Raw genomic sequence first — 15,519 nt, 5'->3', positions numbered from 1 at the left:
AGGCAGGGCGACTTCCCCCGAATCCCGGCAAACCGACATGGTAGGCAGCGAAGATAGTGTCCCGGCAGGGAGAGTCCAAATCACGGTTTCTTACTCTTTGTAACCGCGAACTGGAACATGTACGACGTCATAACCCTTTGATTACGCGGCATTTTAAACGTTAACAGGCAAGCAATTTCTTGCCTGCCTGTTAACAATTGTTACAGTCCGTTAACCGATCAGTTGGCCTGGCGGCGCAGGAACGCCGGAATCTCCAGCTGATCGTCGTCCTGAGTCGCCCTGGTCTGCGGCGTCAGGCGGCCCTGATCGTCCAACTGGCCGCGCCGCGGCGCGTAAAGCTGGGCGTCCTGGCTGGCGAGGCGGCGCACTTCCGGTGCGGCCTGGCGCAGCTTGGGCTCGCGCGGCTGCGCCGGCTGCAGCCGTGCGGGCTCCTCCTCGCGGCGGGTCAGGCCATTGGTCAGGCGCTTCAGGAGGCCCATCGGGCCGCTGTTCTCGTGGTCGGCCGGGCGGCTCTTGGCGTCGACCTCGGCCTTGACGACCGGCGGAAAGTCCTCGACGCGCGGCATGCGCTGCGGCGCCATCGCCACCGGCTGCTGGACTTCACGCAGCATTTCGCGTGGCTGCGGAGCCGGCTGCATCATCTGCTGGACGACCGGCTGCACCATAGGCTGCGGTTGTGCGGGCGGCGCCTGGAAGATCTTGCTCTGCGGGCGGAAATCGTCCGCATGGGCGACAGGAGCCGGACGAGCCTGTGCCATGGCCGCGGCATTGGCTTCGGCCAACTGGATGGCCTCGGCAACCGGATCGGCGGCGCGTGGTTCATACACCGTCTGCTGGACCGGCGCCGGGCGGCTTTCCACAGGGGCGACGGCCGGCCGGGCAGCCTGCTTCGGCGGTGCGGTCCGGATCGAGATCGGCGCGGCGGCGATTTCGGCCGCCGACTTGTCGATGCCGGTGGCGACCACCGAGACGCGGATGACGCCTTCGAGTTCCTCGTCGAACGTGGCGCCCAGGATGATGTTGGCGTCCTGGTCGACTTCCTCGCGGATGCGGGTCGCCGCTTCGTCGACTTCGAACAGGGTCAGGTCGCGGCCGCCGGTGATCGAGATCAGCAAGCCCTTGGCGCCCTTCATCGAGGTCTCGTCGAGCAGCGGGTTGGCGATCGCGGCTTCCGCCGCCGCCATCGCGCGGCCCTCGCCCGAAGCCTCGCCGGTGCCCATCATCGCCTTGCCCATCTCGCGCATCACCGAACGCACGTCGGCGAAGTCGAGGTTGATCAGGCCTTCCTTGACCATCAGGTCGGTGATGCAGGCCACGCCGGAGTAGAGCACCTGGTCGGCCATCGCGAAGGCGTCGGCGAAGGTGGTCTTGTCATTGGCCAGCCGGAACAGGTTCTGGTTGGGGATGACGATCAAGGTGTCGACGCATTTCTGCAGCTCCTCGATGCCGAAGTCGGCCGTCTTCATGCGGCGTTGGCCTTCGAAGTGGAACGGCTTGGTGACGACGCCGACAGTGAGAATGCCCTTCTCGCGCGCTGCGCGGGCAACAACCGGAGCAGCACCCGTACCGGTGCCGCCGCCCATGCCGGCGGTGACAAAGCACATATGGGTGTTGGTGAGATGGTCGAGAATCTCGTCGATGCACTCTTCCGCCGCCGCGCGGCCGACTTCCGGCTGGGATCCGGCACCGAGCCCCTCGGTGACATGCGCGCCAAGCTGGATCAGCCGAGAGGCCTTCGACATGGTCAGCGCCTGCGCGTCGGTGTTGGCCACGACGAACTCGACACCGCGCAGTCCGGCGGTGATCATGTTGTTCACGGCATTGCCGCCGCCGCCGCCTACACCGAACACGGTGATGCGCGGCTTAAGCTCGGTGATGTCCGGCTTCTGCAGATTGATAGTCATTGTCTCCGTCCTTTGCCTTTCACGCCGCTTCGCCGCCGCGGCCGCCTATGGGGCTGTCCCCGTCAATTAGAAACTGTCTCTCAACCACTGACTCATGCGATGCAGTTTTCCACCCGTTCCGGTCATTCTGAGACCGGAAATGCCTTTCGCCGGATGGCTCTCGAAGCTCGCCATCTGCGGATAGATCAGAAGCCCGACCGCGGCCGAGAAAGCCGGGCCTTTCGCCGCTTCGGGCAGGCCCGCCACGCCGAGCGGGCGACCGATGCGTACATTGCGCCCCAGGATGCGGCGCGCCGCTTCCGGCAGGCCGGCCAGCTGGCTGGCGCCGCCGGTGAGCACGACGCGCTTGCCGACCGCATTGCCGTAACCGGACTTGTTCAACCGGTCACGCAGGAGTTCGAGCGTCTCGTCGATGCGGGCGCGCACGATGCGCGTCATCACCGAACGCGGGATCTGCAGCGGCACGTCGCCATCGTCGCCGATCGGCTGGATCGAGACCAGGTCGCGGTCGTCGGCGCTGCCCGGCAGCGCCGAGCCGTGCATCACCTTCAGCCGTTCGGCGGCGTCGAGCGAGGTCGAAAGTCCCTTGGCCATGTCGAGCGTCACATGGTTACCGCCGATGGCGATGGCGTCGCCATGGACGAACTTGCCTTCCGAAAACACCGAGATCGTCGTCGTGCCGCCGCCCATGTCGATGCAGGCGGCTCCGAGTTCCAGCTCGTCGTCGACCAGTGCCGCCAGCCCGCTGGCATAGGGCGTCGCCACCATGCGCTCGACCGACAAATGCGAGCGGTTGATGGAGAGCTCCAGATTGCGCATCGGCGCCGCATCGCCCGTCAGCACATGCATGTCGACGCCAAGCGTGTCGCCCACCATGCCACGCGGATCGCGCACGCCACGCTCGGCATCGAGCGAGAAGCCGACGGGCAGCGAATGGACCACCTCGCGCTCGGCCTTCAGCGCCTGCTTGGCACCGGCGCCGAGCACGCGCTTGATGTCGGCTTCGTCGGCCTCGTGGCCGCCAAGATTGATGGTCGCCGAGAAGCTTTCGCTCTTCAGCCGGCCGGCGGTCATGTTGACGATCAGCGAATCGACCGTCAGCCCGGCCATGCGTTCGGCGGCGTCGACGGAGAGGCGAATGGCATGCTCGGCCCGGTCGAGATCGACGATGACGCCGGACTTCACGCCTTGCGATTTCTGGTGGCCGATGCCGATGACCTGGATGCGATGCGAGCGGCCGCGCAGGAGCTTGCCGTCATCGTTCGGCTTCAGCTTGGCCACCATGCAGCAGACCTTGTTCGAGCCGACATCCAGCACCGTCAGGGTGCCCGACCGGCGCGACGAGGCATCGCCAGAACCGCCAAGCCAGCTCATATCTTCGTCTCCGGCTTGCGCTTGAGGGTTTTCGGCTTGTCGTTGAGCGCGGCTTCGCGCTGCGTCGCCGCCTGCGGCGTCAGTTCCACGACCAGCCGGTCTGTCAGGCGCATGTCGACGGCGGCGATGTCGCGGGACAACAGCCCCTTGTCATGGTCCATCTTGACGAGTTCGGCGAGCGCCTGGTCCTCGTCATCCTCGGGCAACTTGATGGTGATGCCGTTGTCCAGCTTCAGGTCCCAGCGCCGTTCGCCAACACGGACATAGCCTTTGATGCGGCTGGCGAGGTCGGGATAATGTTCGATCCTGGCCAGGAAATCGGGCGCCTTGGCGGGCGCGCCGGTGCCGATCAACAGCGGCAGGAGCACCTGCTTGCCGCCCGAGAACGGCGCGATGACGGCGCCATCCTTCTCGATGACGGAGAGGTCGCTGCCCTGCTGCCAGAGCGCGAAAGCCGCGCGCTCCTCGACGCGCACTTCCAGCGTGTGCGGATAAACCTTGCGCACCGCGGCAACCTGGATCCACGGCAGGGTGGCGATACGCTCCCGTGCGGCCTCGGCATCGAAGCCGATCAGCGACGTCCAGCCATCGAGTTCCAGCCTGTCGAGAATGTCGATCTCCGAAGTCTGACGGTTGCCGACCACCTTGACCTGGTCGACCGCGAAGCCGGTGCGGGCGGTGATGCTTTGAATGATCCCGTCGGCGTGACCGCCGAGGTAGGCGCCATAGGCGCCACTCGACACCAGCAGTACCGACGACATGATCGCGGCGGAGAAGCGCGGCGCCTGGAATTCACCATCGCCCAAGCGCGTCAGGATGCGTACCGGGCGACGAAGCACGCGCGGCAGAACGAAATGGTCCAACGACAATGGCAGGCCGAACAGCGACGGCCCGGCCGCGCCCCTCACCTTACCCTGTCCCCATTTCAACGCAGACACGAAGCGTCCTCCACCATCCAACTCAACAATTCACCAAACGAATGCCCGGCATGGGCGGCAATTTCAGGCACCAGAGACGTCGGCGTCATGCCTGGCTGAGTGTTGACCTCGAGCCATACAACCTCGCCATTTTCGGAGTGACGATCGTCATAACGGAAGTCCGACCGGGAAACGCCCCGACAGCCGACAGCTTGGTGAGCCTTGAGCGCCAGTGTCTGTATTTTTTGGTAAATATTCGGTGAAACTTTTGCGGGGCATTCGTGTTTTGATCCGCCCGCGACATATTTTGAATCATAGTCGTAGAAGGAATGGCCCGTCGGGATGATCTCGCAGACGCCAAGCGCCACATCGCCCATGACGGCGCAGGTCAGCTCGCGCCCATGGATGTAGCGCTCGACCATGACGGTATCGCCATATTTCCATTCGGACGACCCGATCACCTGCGGCGGGTGCGACTGCCCCTCCGACACGATGACGACGCCAAAGCTCGACCCCTCGCTGACCGGCTTGACCACATAGGGCGGCTTCATCGGATGCTTGTTCTGGATGGAGAACCGATTGGAGACCTTCGATTCGGCAACGGGGACGCCGACCGATTTGACGATCTTCTTCGCCTGCTCCTTGTTCATGGCAAGCGCCGAGGCGAGCACGCCGGAATGGCTGTAGGGAATGCCGAGATATTCGAGGATGCCCTGGATGGTCCCGTCCTCACCAAAAGGCCCATGCAGCGCATTGAAGGCGACGTCAGGCTTGAGCTCGGCAAGCACCGAGCCGACATCGCGCCCGACATCGACGCGGGTGACCTGGTAACCCTCCTGCTCCAGCGCATCGGCACAGGCCTTTCCGGAAGACAGAGACACGGGCCGCTCGGACGAGAAACCTCCCAGCAATACGGCCACATGCTTGCTTTTCATTCCCCGTCATCCCCTCTCACCGCGGACCAAAAACACAAGATTTCCGCAACATTGAGTCTGAGTCTCCCAGCAGGTTGCCCCCCAGACGGAAAACGCTGAAAACGCGTCGAACGACTCAAATCAGGAAACGCTTCAGGGCAGAGAATCAGAGAGTTGATTCACTGGCAAGCACTTATGATTCCGAGAGATTCACTTTCTGAGAAAATGGATGCGAAAACCGTGTCGCTGAGTCTTTGCGGCAACGATTTCACGGTATTTCGATCCGGTTGAAGTTCACGCATCACGTGAACTTCAAGAGGCGCTAGAGAAGCTGGCCGAGGAACTCCTGGACGGCATATCCGGAACGGAAATTGCCGATGCGCTTGATCTCCCACTGCAACCGGATGCCGGAATGCTCGAGCACCCGCGCGCGCACCGTCTCGCCGAGATATTCGAGGTCGTAGCCGGTCGCCGTTCCGGTGTTGATCATGAAGTTGCAGTGCATCGGCGACATCTGCGCACCGCCGATCATCAGCCCGCGGCAACCCGCCTTGTCGATCTCCTTCCAGGCCGACGTGCCTTCCGGATTCTTGAAGGTCGAGCCGCCCGTCTTCTCGCGGATCGGCTGCACGGTCTCGCGATGGTTCTGCACCGCATCCATCGCCGCCTTGATCACCGCCCTGTCCTCGACAAAGCCTTCGAAAACGGCCGAAGTGAAGATCAGCCCGGCGGGCGCCGCCGAATGGCGGTAGGCATAGCCCATCTCGGCATTGCTCAGCGTTTGGGCGTTGCCCGCGCGGTCGAGCGCCCGCACCTCGACGACGCGCTCGCGCGTCTCGACCCCGTTGGCGCCGGCATTCATCCTGAGCGCGCCGCCGATAGCGCCTGGAATGCCGTGATAGAAATGGAAGCCGCCAATGCCGGCCTCGAGCGCTACCGCCGCCATGCGCTTGTCTGGCGTGGCGGCACCTGCCTTGATCCTGATCGGGGAAACGACTTCGGCCTCGCCAAAGCCCTTGGCCGAAAGCCTGATGACGAAACCCGGAATGCCGCCGTCGCGGACAAGAAGGTTCGAGCCGACGCCGACGATGGTCAAGGGTATCTCTTCGGGAACCGCTCTGAGGAAGGCGGCGAGATCTTCTTCATCCGCCGGCTGGAACAGCGCCTCGGCAAGGCCGCCAGCCCGGAACCAGGTGATCTTGTCCATCTCGGCATTCGGCGTGATGCGGCCGCGCAGGCCGGCTAGCCGGTCGCCAAGTCTGTCGATCAGGGCCTGGCCGTTCATCATGGGGCGGCAAGCTCCTTCGGCAGCGCATAGGCCCACTGAGTGATATTGCCGGCGCCGAGAAAGACGACGAAGTCGCCGGGCTTGGCGATGTCGCGGATGACGGGCGCGATGTCGGCCGGCCCCTCGATGTAGCGGGCGTCCCGATGACCGCCGGCGCGGATACGCGACACCAGCGCGTCCGATGTCACGCCGTCCATCGGCTCTTCGCCGGCGGCGTAGACCGGGGCGACCATCACCGTGTCGGCATCGTTGAAGCAGGCGGAGAACTCGTTGAACAGATCATGCAACCGGGTGAAGCGGTGCGGCTGGGCAATGGCGATGACACGCCCGTTGGTGGCGCTGCGCGCCGCCTTCAGCACCGCCGAGATTTCGACCGGGTGGTGGCCGTAATCGTCGAACACGTCGACACCGTTCCAGGAACCGGTGTGGGTGAAGCGGCGCTTGACGCCGGCGAAGGACGACAGGCCTTTCTTGATCGCCTCGGCCGACAGGCCGAGTTCGTGCGCGACCGCGATCGCGGCGGTCGCGTTGGAGACATTGTGGCGGCCGGGCATCGGCAGGCGCAGGCCCGAAATGGCCGTCTGGCCGCGCCCCTTGCGGTCGCGGATGATCACGTCGAACTCCGAGGTCGCCCCCGCCATGCGATGGTTGGTGAAGCGCACATCGGCCTGTGCGTTCTCGCCATAGGTGATGACGCGCCGGTCCTCAATGCGCCCGACCAGCGCCTGCACTTCCGGGTGATCGGTGCACATCACTCCGAAGCCATAGAAAGGCACGTTCTCGACGAACTGGCGGAACGCTTCGCGCACATTGTCGAAATTGCCATAATGATCGAGATGCTCGGGATCGATGTTGGTGACGACGGCGATGTCGGCCGGCAGCTTGAGGAAGGTGCCGTCGCTCTCGTCGGCTTCGACCACCATCCACTCGCCATCGCCCATGCGGGCGTTGGTGCCGTAGGCATTGATGATGCCGCCATTGATGACGGTCGGGTCGAGCCCGCCGGCCTCGAGCAGCGTCGCCACCATCGAGGTCGTCGTGGTCTTGCCATGCGTGCCGCCGATCGCCACCGCCTGGCGAAAACGCATCAGTTCGGCCAGCATCTCCGCGCGGCGCACGATCGGCAACAGCTTTTCACGCGCCGCCTTCAGCTCCGGATTCGACTTCTTGATCGCCGTCGAGACGACGATGACCTCGGCGTCACCGAGATTCTCCGCCTTGTGGCCGACGAAGCATTCGATGCCCTTGTCGCGCAGCCGCTGCACATTGGCGCTGTCGGCCTGGTCGGACCCCTGCACCTTGTAGCCGAGATTGTGCAGCACCTCCGCGATGCCGCTCATGCCGATGCCGCCAATGCCGATGAAATGCACGAGGCCGATGGTCTGCGGCATCTTCATGGGTGCGTCCCCTTCCTGAAATCCGATACTGTTTTGCGGGACGCAATAGCCTCTGTGAGGTCGGCGAGCAACCGCGCCGCGTCGGGCCTGCCGACCGACTTGGCCGCGGCAGCCATCGTCGCCAGCCGCTCCGGTTGGTCTATCAGGGCGCCGAGCAGTGCCGCGATGCGCTCGGGCGAAAGCGAGGATTGCACATGCACTTCGCCACCGCCGGCGGCCGCAAGGGCGGCTGCATTGGCCGCCTGGTCGTGGTCGAGCGCGAAGGGATAGGGCACCAGCAGCGCCGGCCGGCCGATGACGGCGATTTCCGACACGGTCGAGGCGCCGGAACGAGAGATTACAAGATGCGCCGCCGCTATGCGCGCCGCCATGTCGGTGAAGAACGGCGAGACCTCGACGGCGACGCCGAGCGTGGCATAGGCCGCCTTCACCCGCGCCACGTCGTCCGCGCGAGCTTGTTGGGTCACGACAAGGCGCTTGCGCTGTGCGTCGGAAAGCAGCGCGATGGCCCCTGGCATGGCATCGGAAAAGAACTGTGCGCCCTGGCTGCCGCCGAACACCAGCAGGCGGAAAGGCTCATCCCCGGTTGAAGCCGCGTAAGGCGTCCTGGCCGCTTCGAGCACAGCCGGCCGGACCGGATTGCCGGTCGTCACAGTCTTGGCGCCGGCCGCGCTTTCATCCTGCGGCAGGAAGCCGCCGGCGATCGCGTCGACACGGCCGGCCAGCGCCCGGTTGGCGCGCCCCATCACCGCGTTCTGCTCGTGGATCAGCGTCGGCACCTTGCGCCGCGTCGCCGCGTAGAGCGGCGGCAAGGTCGGATAGCCGCCAAATCCAACCACGGCCTCCGGCTTGACCCTGCCGATGATGGCGGAGGCCTGACGCACGCCGCTCCAGATTTTCCAGAAGGCGCCGAGCAGGGCGAAGGGATTTTTCGAGCCTAACGTCGCCGACTGGATCGGATGGACGGCCGCCGCAGGAAAATGGGCGGCAAACCGTTCGGCCCGGGTGTCGGTCGCCAGATGCACCGCCCAGCCGCGATCGAGGAGTTCATGCGCCAGCGCTTCGGCTGGAAACAGATGTCCGCCGGTTCCGCCCGCCGCGAGAAGGATAACGCCTCTGGCCATGTCACTCCGCCGGCATGGCGCGCTGCGGCAGGGTAAAGCCCATCTGCTTGCGCTTTTCCGGCCGCTTGCGCGTCAGCGCCAGCACCATCCCCATCGAGATGGCGATGGCGATCTGCGAGGAGCCGCCGTAGGAGATGAAGGGCAGCGTCATGCCCTTTGCCGGCACCAGTTGCAGGTTGACGCACATGTTGATGACGGCCTGCAGGCCGAACACGGTGACCAGACCGCCGACCGCATAACGGGTGAAGTCGTCATGCTCCTTGAGCGCCGTGTTGAGACCGCGCAGCACGATGAAGGCGAATATCGACATGATGAAGAAGCACATGATCAGCCCGAACTCCTCGCCCGCGACCGAGAAGACGAAGTCGGCATGGCTGTCGGGGATGACCCGCTTGACCGTGCCCTCGCCCGGCCCGACGCCGAACCAGCCGCCATTGATCAGCGCATCGCGGCCCATGTCGACCTGGAACGTGTCGCCTTCGCCGGTGAGGAACTTGTCGATGCGCAGCGCCACGTGCGGAAACACCGTATAGGCGGCGAAGACGCCGCCGACGCCGGCAGCGCCCAGCACGATGATCCAAAGCCATGGCAGCCCCGCCATGAAGAACATGATGCCCCAGGTGCCGGTGGTCAGCATGGTCTGACCGAGGTCCGGCTGCGCCACCAGCAGCGACACGACCAGCACCAGGAGCAGCATGGCGAACAGATTACCCGGAATGTCGGGCTGGCGCTTGTGCTCGGCGAACAGCCACGCGCACATGATGACGAAGGCCGGCTTGAGGAACTCGGACGGCTGGATGGACAGGCCGGCAAGCGACACCCAGCGGCGCGCGCCCTTCACCTCGACGCCGACATAGAGCACCGCCACCATCAGCACCAGCATCAGGCACAGCATGATCAGCGACATGCGCCGGATCTGCCTGGAATCCAGGAACGAGACCGCCAGCATCACGCCGAGCGCAGGCACGGTGAAGATGATCTGCCGGGTGGCGAAATGGAAACTGTCGAGGCCGATGCGTTCGGCCACCGCGGGACTTGCCGCGAAGGACAACACGATGCCGAGCCCCATCAGCGACAGAAACGCCGCCAGGAACCAGCGATCGATGGTCCACCACCAGGTTGCGACCGGACTTTTGTCGAGACGGCTCTGCATTATCGTGCCCCTCCGATGGGTTTGACGCCATCCATAGCGCTCGCAGCTTGCCTGAAGGCTTCGCCGCGGACCTCGAAATTCTTGAACTGGTCGAAACTGGCGCAGGCCGGCGACAACAGCACCACCGCCTCGCCACTGTCGTCCTTGGCCGCGTCATGCGCGGCATGCTCCACCGCTGCCGCCAGCGTGCCCGAGATCTCGTAGGGCACGGCCTCGCCGAGCGTCGCCGAAAAGGCGGGCGCCGCCTCGCCGATCAGATAAGCCTTGGCGATGCGCGGGAAGAAACCGCGTAGCGGCTCGATGCCGCCTTCCTTGGGCAGGCCGCCGGCGATCCAGTAGATGCGATTGAAGCTGGACAGCGCGGGTGCGGCGGCATCGGCATTGGTCGCCTTGGAATCGTTGACGAACAGCACATGGTCCTTGCGGCCAACCTGCTCCATGCGGTGCGCCAGACCCGGGAAGCTTTCCAACCCAGACTGGATCTCGCCAAGGTTGAGCCCGACCTTGAGGCAAGCGGCGACGGCGGCCAACGCATTTTGCGCATTGTGCTGACCACGCAGCGAGCCAATGCCTTCGAGGAGGGCTACCCGGCTGTAGCGGCCGTGCACGGCTTCCATCAGATTGGTGCCATCGGCGAAATAGCCGTCGGTCAGCGGCAGGCGCTTGGAAATGCGGACGACCTGCCGCCCTGCCCGCTCCAGCCGATCGGCGATCTGCGCGCACCAGGAATCGTCGATGCCGATGATCGCCGTCTCGCTGCCCGCCACCAGCCGCTCCTTGATCGAAGCGTAGTGCTGCATGGTGCCGTGGCGGTCGAGATGGTCGGGCGTCAGATTGAGCAGGATGCCGGCCGTCGGATTGATCGAGGGCGCAAGGTCGATCTGGTAGGACGAGCATTCGACTACATAATGCCGGCCAGGCTTCGGCGGATCGAGCGTCATCACCGCACGGCCGATATTGCCACCCATCTGCGTGTCGCGCCCGGAGGCTTGAAGGATATGCGCCGTCAGCGCCGTCGTCGTCGACTTGCCGTTGGTGCCGGTGATGGCGATGAAGGGAGCATCCGGCGCACGCTGCGTCCGTTCCCTGCAGAACAGCTCGATATCGCCGATGACCTCGACGCCGGCCCCGCGCGCCAACTCCACGGTCCAGTGCGGCTTGGGATGGGTCAGCGGCACGCCGGGTGACAGCACGAAGGCGGAAAAACCGGCCCAGTCAGCGCCACGCAGATCGCCGGTGGCGATGCCGGTGGCGGCCGCCTTGGCGACGCTGCCGGGATTGTCGTCCCAAGCCAGCACCTCGGCGCCGCCCTCGATCAGCGCGCGCGCCGTGGCGATCCCCGAGCCGCCGAGCCCGAAGAGCGATACACGCTTGCCAGCGAAGGATGCGACGGGGATCAAGTGGCGGCCTATCTGAGCTTGAGGGTGGAAAGACCGACCAGCGCCAGGATGACGGCGATGATCCAGAAGCGGATCACCACCTGGCTTTCGGTCCAGCCGAGCTTTTCGAAATGATGGTGGATCGGCGCCATCAGGAACACGCGCTTGCCGGTCATCTTGAAGTAGCCGACCTGGATGATGACCGAGAGAATCTCGACCACGAACAGGCCGCCGACGATGACGAGCACGATCTCGTGCTTGGTGGCGACCGCGACCGTGCCGATCAGGCCGCCCATGGCCAGCGATCCGGTGTCGCCCATGAAGATCGCCGCGGGCGGCGCGTTGAACCACAGGAAGCCGAGGCCGGCGCCGATGACCGCGCCAAGCACGACCGCCAGTTCACCAGTGCCGGGCACGAAATGGATCTGCAGATATTCGGCGAAAACCGCGTTGCCCGAGAGATAGGCGATGACGCCGAAGGACGCCGCCGCGATCATGATCGGCACGATCGCCAGGCCGTCGAGGCCATCGGTCAGGTTCACCGCATTGCCGGCGCCGACGATGACGAAGCAGGAGAATGGAATGAAGAACCAGCCGAGGTTGATGATGAATTCCTTGGCGAAGGGGAATGTCAGCGACGACGAGAACGGCGCCTGGCCATTGTGCATGATCGCCCAGGCGGCGATGCCGGCGATAACGAATTCCAGCGCAAGCCGCGCCTTGCCGGAGAAGCCGAGATGCGACTGCTTCGTCACCTTCAGATAGTCGTCGTAAAAGCCGATCGAGCCGAAGCCGAGTGTCACCAAAAGCACCACCCAGACATAGATGCTGGACAGGTTCGCCCATAAAAGCGACGAGCCGATGATGCCGGACAGGATCATCAGTCCGCCCATGGTCGGCGTACCTGCCTTTTTGAAATGGGTCTGCGGCCCGTCGGCGCGGATCGGTTGGCCCTTACCTTGCCTGAGCCGCAGCGAATTGATGATGGTCGGCCCGAAGATGAAGACGATCAGGGCGGAGGTGATCAGCGCCCCGCCGGTGCGGAACGTGATGTAGCGGAAGACATTGAAGACAGAGACCTTGTCCGCGAAATCGACCAGCAGTGTGAACATGCGCTTTCGTCCCCCGACTAGGTCTGGTTGCTTGTTGTCGTTTCAGCCGGGAATTTGCCCAGCAGCGCATCGACCAGTTTTGCAAAACCGATGCCCTTCGACGATTTGATCATCACCACGTCGCCCGGCTTCAGCGCGGCGAGCAGCACCGGCTTCAACTCCTCGACGCCGGCGCGGTATTCCGTCCTGATATCGTCCGGCAGCGCTTCCGCCAGCGACCGCATTTCCGGGCCGCCGAGAAAGACCGTCCGCGTGCCGGTGCCGACGATGAGATCGGCAAGAGCGGCGTGCAGCTTGGCCGAGTGATCGCCGAGCTCGAGCATGTCGCCAAGCACGGCGATGCGCCTGCCCTCGCCCGTTACCGGCGTCGCGTTGAGCAGCGCCATCGCGGCCGCCATCGAGGCAGGATTGGCGTTGTAGCTCTCGTCGATCAGCGTGATCGAGCCACCGGCCTGGCTCGAAATCGGGCCCCCGGCCCGGCCCGAAATCGGGCCACCGGGATGCCGCAGCACGTGGCGCTTGCCGCGCCCGCGCTCGGCCGAGAGATCGGCCAGCGCCAATGCAACCTTGTCGAGGTCGGCGCCAACCAGATGGGCGGCGCCAAGCACCGCCAGCACGTTCTGCACCATGTGCCGGCCGGGCGCGCCGATACGGGCGATGATATCGTGGCCGCTGATCCTGGCGACGATGTCGGAATGGTCGGCATGCAACTCGCACTTGACCAGCTTGAAGGTCGAGCGCGCATTCTCGCCGAAGCCATGGATATGCTCGACGCTGGCAGCCTGTGCCATCTTGTACAGCAGCTTGAAACGCGCATCGTCGCGGTTGAGGACGGCAGCACCATCGGGCTCCAGGCCCTCGAAAATCTCGGCCTTGGCCTTGGCGATCTCGTCCAGGTTGCGGAAGAAGCCAAGATGCGCGGCCGCGATCATGGTGACGATGGCGACATGCGGCCGCACCATCTTCACCAGCGGCCGGATCTCGTCGGGATGGTTCATGCCGATCTCGAACACGGCGTAGTCGCAATCGGCGGGCATGCGCGCCAAGGTCAGCGGCACGCCCCAATGGTTGTTGAAGGACTGCGCCGAGGCATGCACCTTGCCGACAGCCGAAAGCACGTGGCGCAGCGCCTCCTTGGTCGTGGTCTTGCCCGCTGAGCCGGTCACCGCGATGATCTTGGCTTGCGAGCGGGCGCGCGCCGCGACACCGAGCTTTTCCAGCGCAACCAGGACGTCGTCGACGACGATTATCGGCGCGGTCAACCGGCCAAGTGAGGGCAGCTTGCCTTCGGCCACCACCAGCACGCCGGCGCCGGCCTTGATGGCCGCGGTGACGAAGTCATGGCCGTCCATCGCCTCGCCCTTGATGGCAAAGAAAGCATCGCCCGGCTGCAGGCTGCGGCTGTCGATCGAAATGCCCGATATGCCTTCGGGCATGGGGCCGAGCGGCCGCCCGTCCGTGGCGGCAACCAGCGCTTCCGACGTCCACAGCAAGCTCATGCGGCATGCTCCCGGAGCGCGGCGCGCACTTCCTCGTGGTCGGAGAAATGCAGCGTTTCCGAGCCGATCGTCTGGCCTTCCTCATGACCCTTGCCGGCCACGATCAGCGTATCGCCGGCATGCAGCATGCCGACAGCCTCGTGGATAGCCTTGCGCCGGTCGCCGATCTCCATGGCGCCGGGCGCGGCCCCAAGAATGGCGGCGCGGATGGTTTCGGGCACTTCCGAGCGCGGATTGTCGTCGGTGACGATGACGACATCTGCAAGCCGTGTCGCGATCTCGCCCATGATCGGTCGTTTGCCACGGTCGCGGTCGCCACCACAGCCGAAGACGACCATGACACGGCCGGTGGTGAACGGACGCACCGAGGCCAGCACGTTCTCCAGCGCATCGGGCTTGTGCGCGTAATCGACATAGACCGGCGCGCCGCTCGCCGTGGTGCCGACGAGATCGAGCCGGCCCGGCGCCCCTTTCAATTTCTCCAATGCCGCCAAGGCTTTGGCGACAGGCGTTCCAGTGGAAATGGCCAGCCCCGCCGAAACCAGCGCATTCGCGATCTGGAAATCGCCGGCGAGCGGCAGGTCGATCTCGTGGATCACATCGTCGGCCTCGACCTCGGCACGCTGGCGATGACGCTCATGCTCGACCCGCTTCAGCCTGAGGAAATCGCCATGGCGGCCAACCGTCAGCACGTCGAGCCCGGCGGCCCGCGCCGCCTTTATCGTCGGTTCCGACCACGGATCGTCGGCGAAGACGATGGCGGGTGCGCCCTTCGGCAGCAGCGTGTCGAACAGGCGCAATTTGGCGCGATGATAATCCTCGATCGTCGGATGGTAATCCATGTGGTCGCGGCCGAGATTGGTGAAGCCCCCGGCCGAGAGCTTCACCCCATCGAGGCGGCGCTGGTCGAGCCCGTGGCTGGAGGCCTCCATCGAGGCGTGGGTAACGCCGGCATCGGCCAATTCCCTGAGCAACCGGTGCAGGGCGACCGGATCGGGTGTCGTCAGCGAACCATATTCGTTGCGGCCGGGCGCGACCACGCCAGTGGTGCCGATCGAGGCGGCGGCGTATCCCGCCTGCTCCCATATCTGCCTGGTGAAGGCGGCAACCGACGTCTTGCCGCTGGTGCCGGTAACCGCGACCATGGTTTGCGGCTGTTTGCCGAAGTAGCGGGCGGCGCTCAACGCCAGTGCAAGACGCGGATCATCGACCGCCAGCACCGGAACCGGCAAATCGGTAAGGGCGCTGCCTTTGCCCACGACGATCATGGCGGCGCCACGCCGGGCCGCGTCGGCGGCATAGCTCGCGCCATCGGCCTTGGTTCCGGCAAGCGCGAAAAAGACGACGCCCGGTTTTACCTGGCGGGAATCGGACGAGATGCCGGTAACCTCCAGATCGGCGGAAGCTGTTCCTTCGACTGGCAGGATACCGGCTAGATCTTTGAGCTTCATCGAGTCC

General features: G+C 64.8%; 12 protein-coding genes. All 12 read right to left on the bottom strand.

What is annotated here, in order from left to right:
• Positions 1-218: 218 nt before the first annotated feature.
• The gene (ftsZ, locus tag MESAU_RS16685) at positions 219-1,904 is read right to left on the bottom strand and encodes a cell division protein FtsZ (protein WP_015317216.1); all 1,686 of its coding nucleotides are present in this window, start codon (positions 1,902-1,904) and stop codon (positions 219-221) included.
• Positions 1,905-1,970: 66 nt separating this feature from the next.
• Positions 1,971-3,278, bottom strand: a complete 1,308-nt coding sequence (ftsA, locus tag MESAU_RS16680; protein WP_015317215.1) for a cell division protein FtsA — start codon at positions 3,276-3,278, stop codon at positions 1,971-1,973.
• Positions 3,275-4,216, bottom strand: a complete 942-nt coding sequence (locus tag MESAU_RS16675; RefSeq protein ID WP_015317214.1) for a cell division protein FtsQ/DivIB — start codon at positions 4,214-4,216, stop codon at positions 3,275-3,277. Before MESAU_RS16675 ends, ftsA begins: the two co-directional genes overlap by 4 nt.
• The gene (locus MESAU_RS16670; RefSeq protein WP_015317213.1) at positions 4,204-5,130 is read right to left on the bottom strand and encodes a D-alanine--D-alanine ligase; all 927 of its coding nucleotides are present in this window, start codon (positions 5,128-5,130) and stop codon (positions 4,204-4,206) included. The genes MESAU_RS16675 and MESAU_RS16670 overlap by 13 nt, the downstream gene beginning before the upstream one ends.
• Positions 5,131-5,431: 301 nt before the next feature.
• A complete protein-coding gene (murB, locus tag MESAU_RS16665; RefSeq protein WP_015317212.1) occupies positions 5,432-6,397 on the bottom strand; it encodes a UDP-N-acetylmuramate dehydrogenase in 966 nt (321 codons plus the stop codon).
• Complete coding sequence (gene murC / locus MESAU_RS16660) at positions 6,394-7,794, bottom strand: UDP-N-acetylmuramate--L-alanine ligase (RefSeq protein WP_015317211.1); 1,401 nt, start codon at positions 7,792-7,794, stop codon at positions 6,394-6,396. The genes murB and murC overlap by 4 nt, the downstream gene beginning before the upstream one ends.
• Complete coding sequence (murG, locus tag MESAU_RS16655) at positions 7,791-8,918, bottom strand: undecaprenyldiphospho-muramoylpentapeptide beta-N-acetylglucosaminyltransferase (RefSeq protein WP_015317210.1); 1,128 nt, start codon at positions 8,916-8,918, stop codon at positions 7,791-7,793. Before murG ends, murC begins: the two co-directional genes overlap by 4 nt.
• Position 8,919: 1 nt before the next feature.
• The gene (ftsW, locus tag MESAU_RS16650) at positions 8,920-10,071 is read right to left on the bottom strand and encodes a putative lipid II flippase FtsW (protein WP_015317209.1); all 1,152 of its coding nucleotides are present in this window, start codon (positions 10,069-10,071) and stop codon (positions 8,920-8,922) included.
• The gene (murD, locus tag MESAU_RS16645; RefSeq protein WP_015317208.1) at positions 10,071-11,471 is read right to left on the bottom strand and encodes a UDP-N-acetylmuramoyl-L-alanine--D-glutamate ligase; all 1,401 of its coding nucleotides are present in this window, start codon (positions 11,469-11,471) and stop codon (positions 10,071-10,073) included. Before murD ends, ftsW begins: the two co-directional genes overlap by 1 nt.
• 8 nt (positions 11,472-11,479) lie before the next feature.
• Positions 11,480-12,562, bottom strand: a complete 1,083-nt coding sequence (mraY, locus tag MESAU_RS16640) for a phospho-N-acetylmuramoyl-pentapeptide-transferase (protein ID WP_015317207.1) — start codon at positions 12,560-12,562, stop codon at positions 11,480-11,482.
• Between the two features lie 17 nt (positions 12,563-12,579).
• Complete coding sequence (locus MESAU_RS16635; protein ID WP_015317206.1) at positions 12,580-14,061, bottom strand: UDP-N-acetylmuramoylalanyl-D-glutamyl-2,6-diaminopimelate--D-alanyl-D-alanine ligase; 1,482 nt, start codon at positions 14,059-14,061, stop codon at positions 12,580-12,582.
• Complete coding sequence (locus tag MESAU_RS16630) at positions 14,058-15,512, bottom strand: UDP-N-acetylmuramoyl-L-alanyl-D-glutamate--2,6-diaminopimelate ligase (RefSeq protein WP_015317205.1); 1,455 nt, start codon at positions 15,510-15,512, stop codon at positions 14,058-14,060. Before MESAU_RS16630 ends, MESAU_RS16635 begins: the two co-directional genes overlap by 4 nt.
• Positions 15,513-15,519: the final 7 nt, after the last annotated feature.

It is taken from the genome of Mesorhizobium australicum WSM2073 (assembly GCF_000230995.2).
GTDB classification, from domain to species: domain Bacteria; phylum Pseudomonadota; class Alphaproteobacteria; order Rhizobiales; family Rhizobiaceae; genus Mesorhizobium; species Mesorhizobium australicum.
Note: the sequence above shows the minus strand (reverse complement) of the source record. Positions and strands in the feature narration are given on the sequence as shown.

Excerpts from the sequence above, each read along its gene's own strand:
- murB (WP_015317212.1), bottom strand. The coding sequence starts at position 6,397 with ATGATGAACGGCCAGGCCCTGATCGACAGACTTGGCGACCGGCTAGCC.
- murG (WP_015317210.1), bottom strand. The coding sequence starts at position 8,918 with ATGGCCAGAGGCGTTATCCTTCTCGCGGCGGGCGGAACCGGCGGACAT.
- MESAU_RS16630 (WP_015317205.1), bottom strand. The coding sequence starts at position 15,512 with ATGAAGCTCAAAGATCTAGCCGGTATCCTGCCAGTCGAAGGAACAGCT.
- MESAU_RS16670 (WP_015317213.1), bottom strand. The coding sequence starts at position 5,130 with ATGAAAAGCAAGCATGTGGCCGTATTGCTGGGAGGTTTCTCGTCCGAG.
- MESAU_RS16635 (WP_015317206.1), bottom strand. The coding sequence starts at position 14,061 with ATGAGCTTGCTGTGGACGTCGGAAGCGCTGGTTGCCGCCACGGACGGG.
- ftsA (WP_015317215.1), bottom strand. The coding sequence starts at position 3,278 with ATGAGCTGGCTTGGCGGTTCTGGCGATGCCTCGTCGCGCCGGTCGGGC.
- mraY (WP_015317207.1), bottom strand. The coding sequence starts at position 12,562 with ATGTTCACACTGCTGGTCGATTTCGCGGACAAGGTCTCTGTCTTCAAT.
- ftsW (WP_015317209.1), bottom strand. The coding sequence starts at position 10,071 with ATGCAGAGCCGTCTCGACAAAAGTCCGGTCGCAACCTGGTGGTGGACC.
- ftsZ (WP_015317216.1), bottom strand. The coding sequence starts at position 1,904 with ATGACTATCAATCTGCAGAAGCCGGACATCACCGAGCTTAAGCCGCGC.
- murC (WP_015317211.1), bottom strand. The coding sequence starts at position 7,794 with ATGAAGATGCCGCAGACCATCGGCCTCGTGCATTTCATCGGCATTGGC.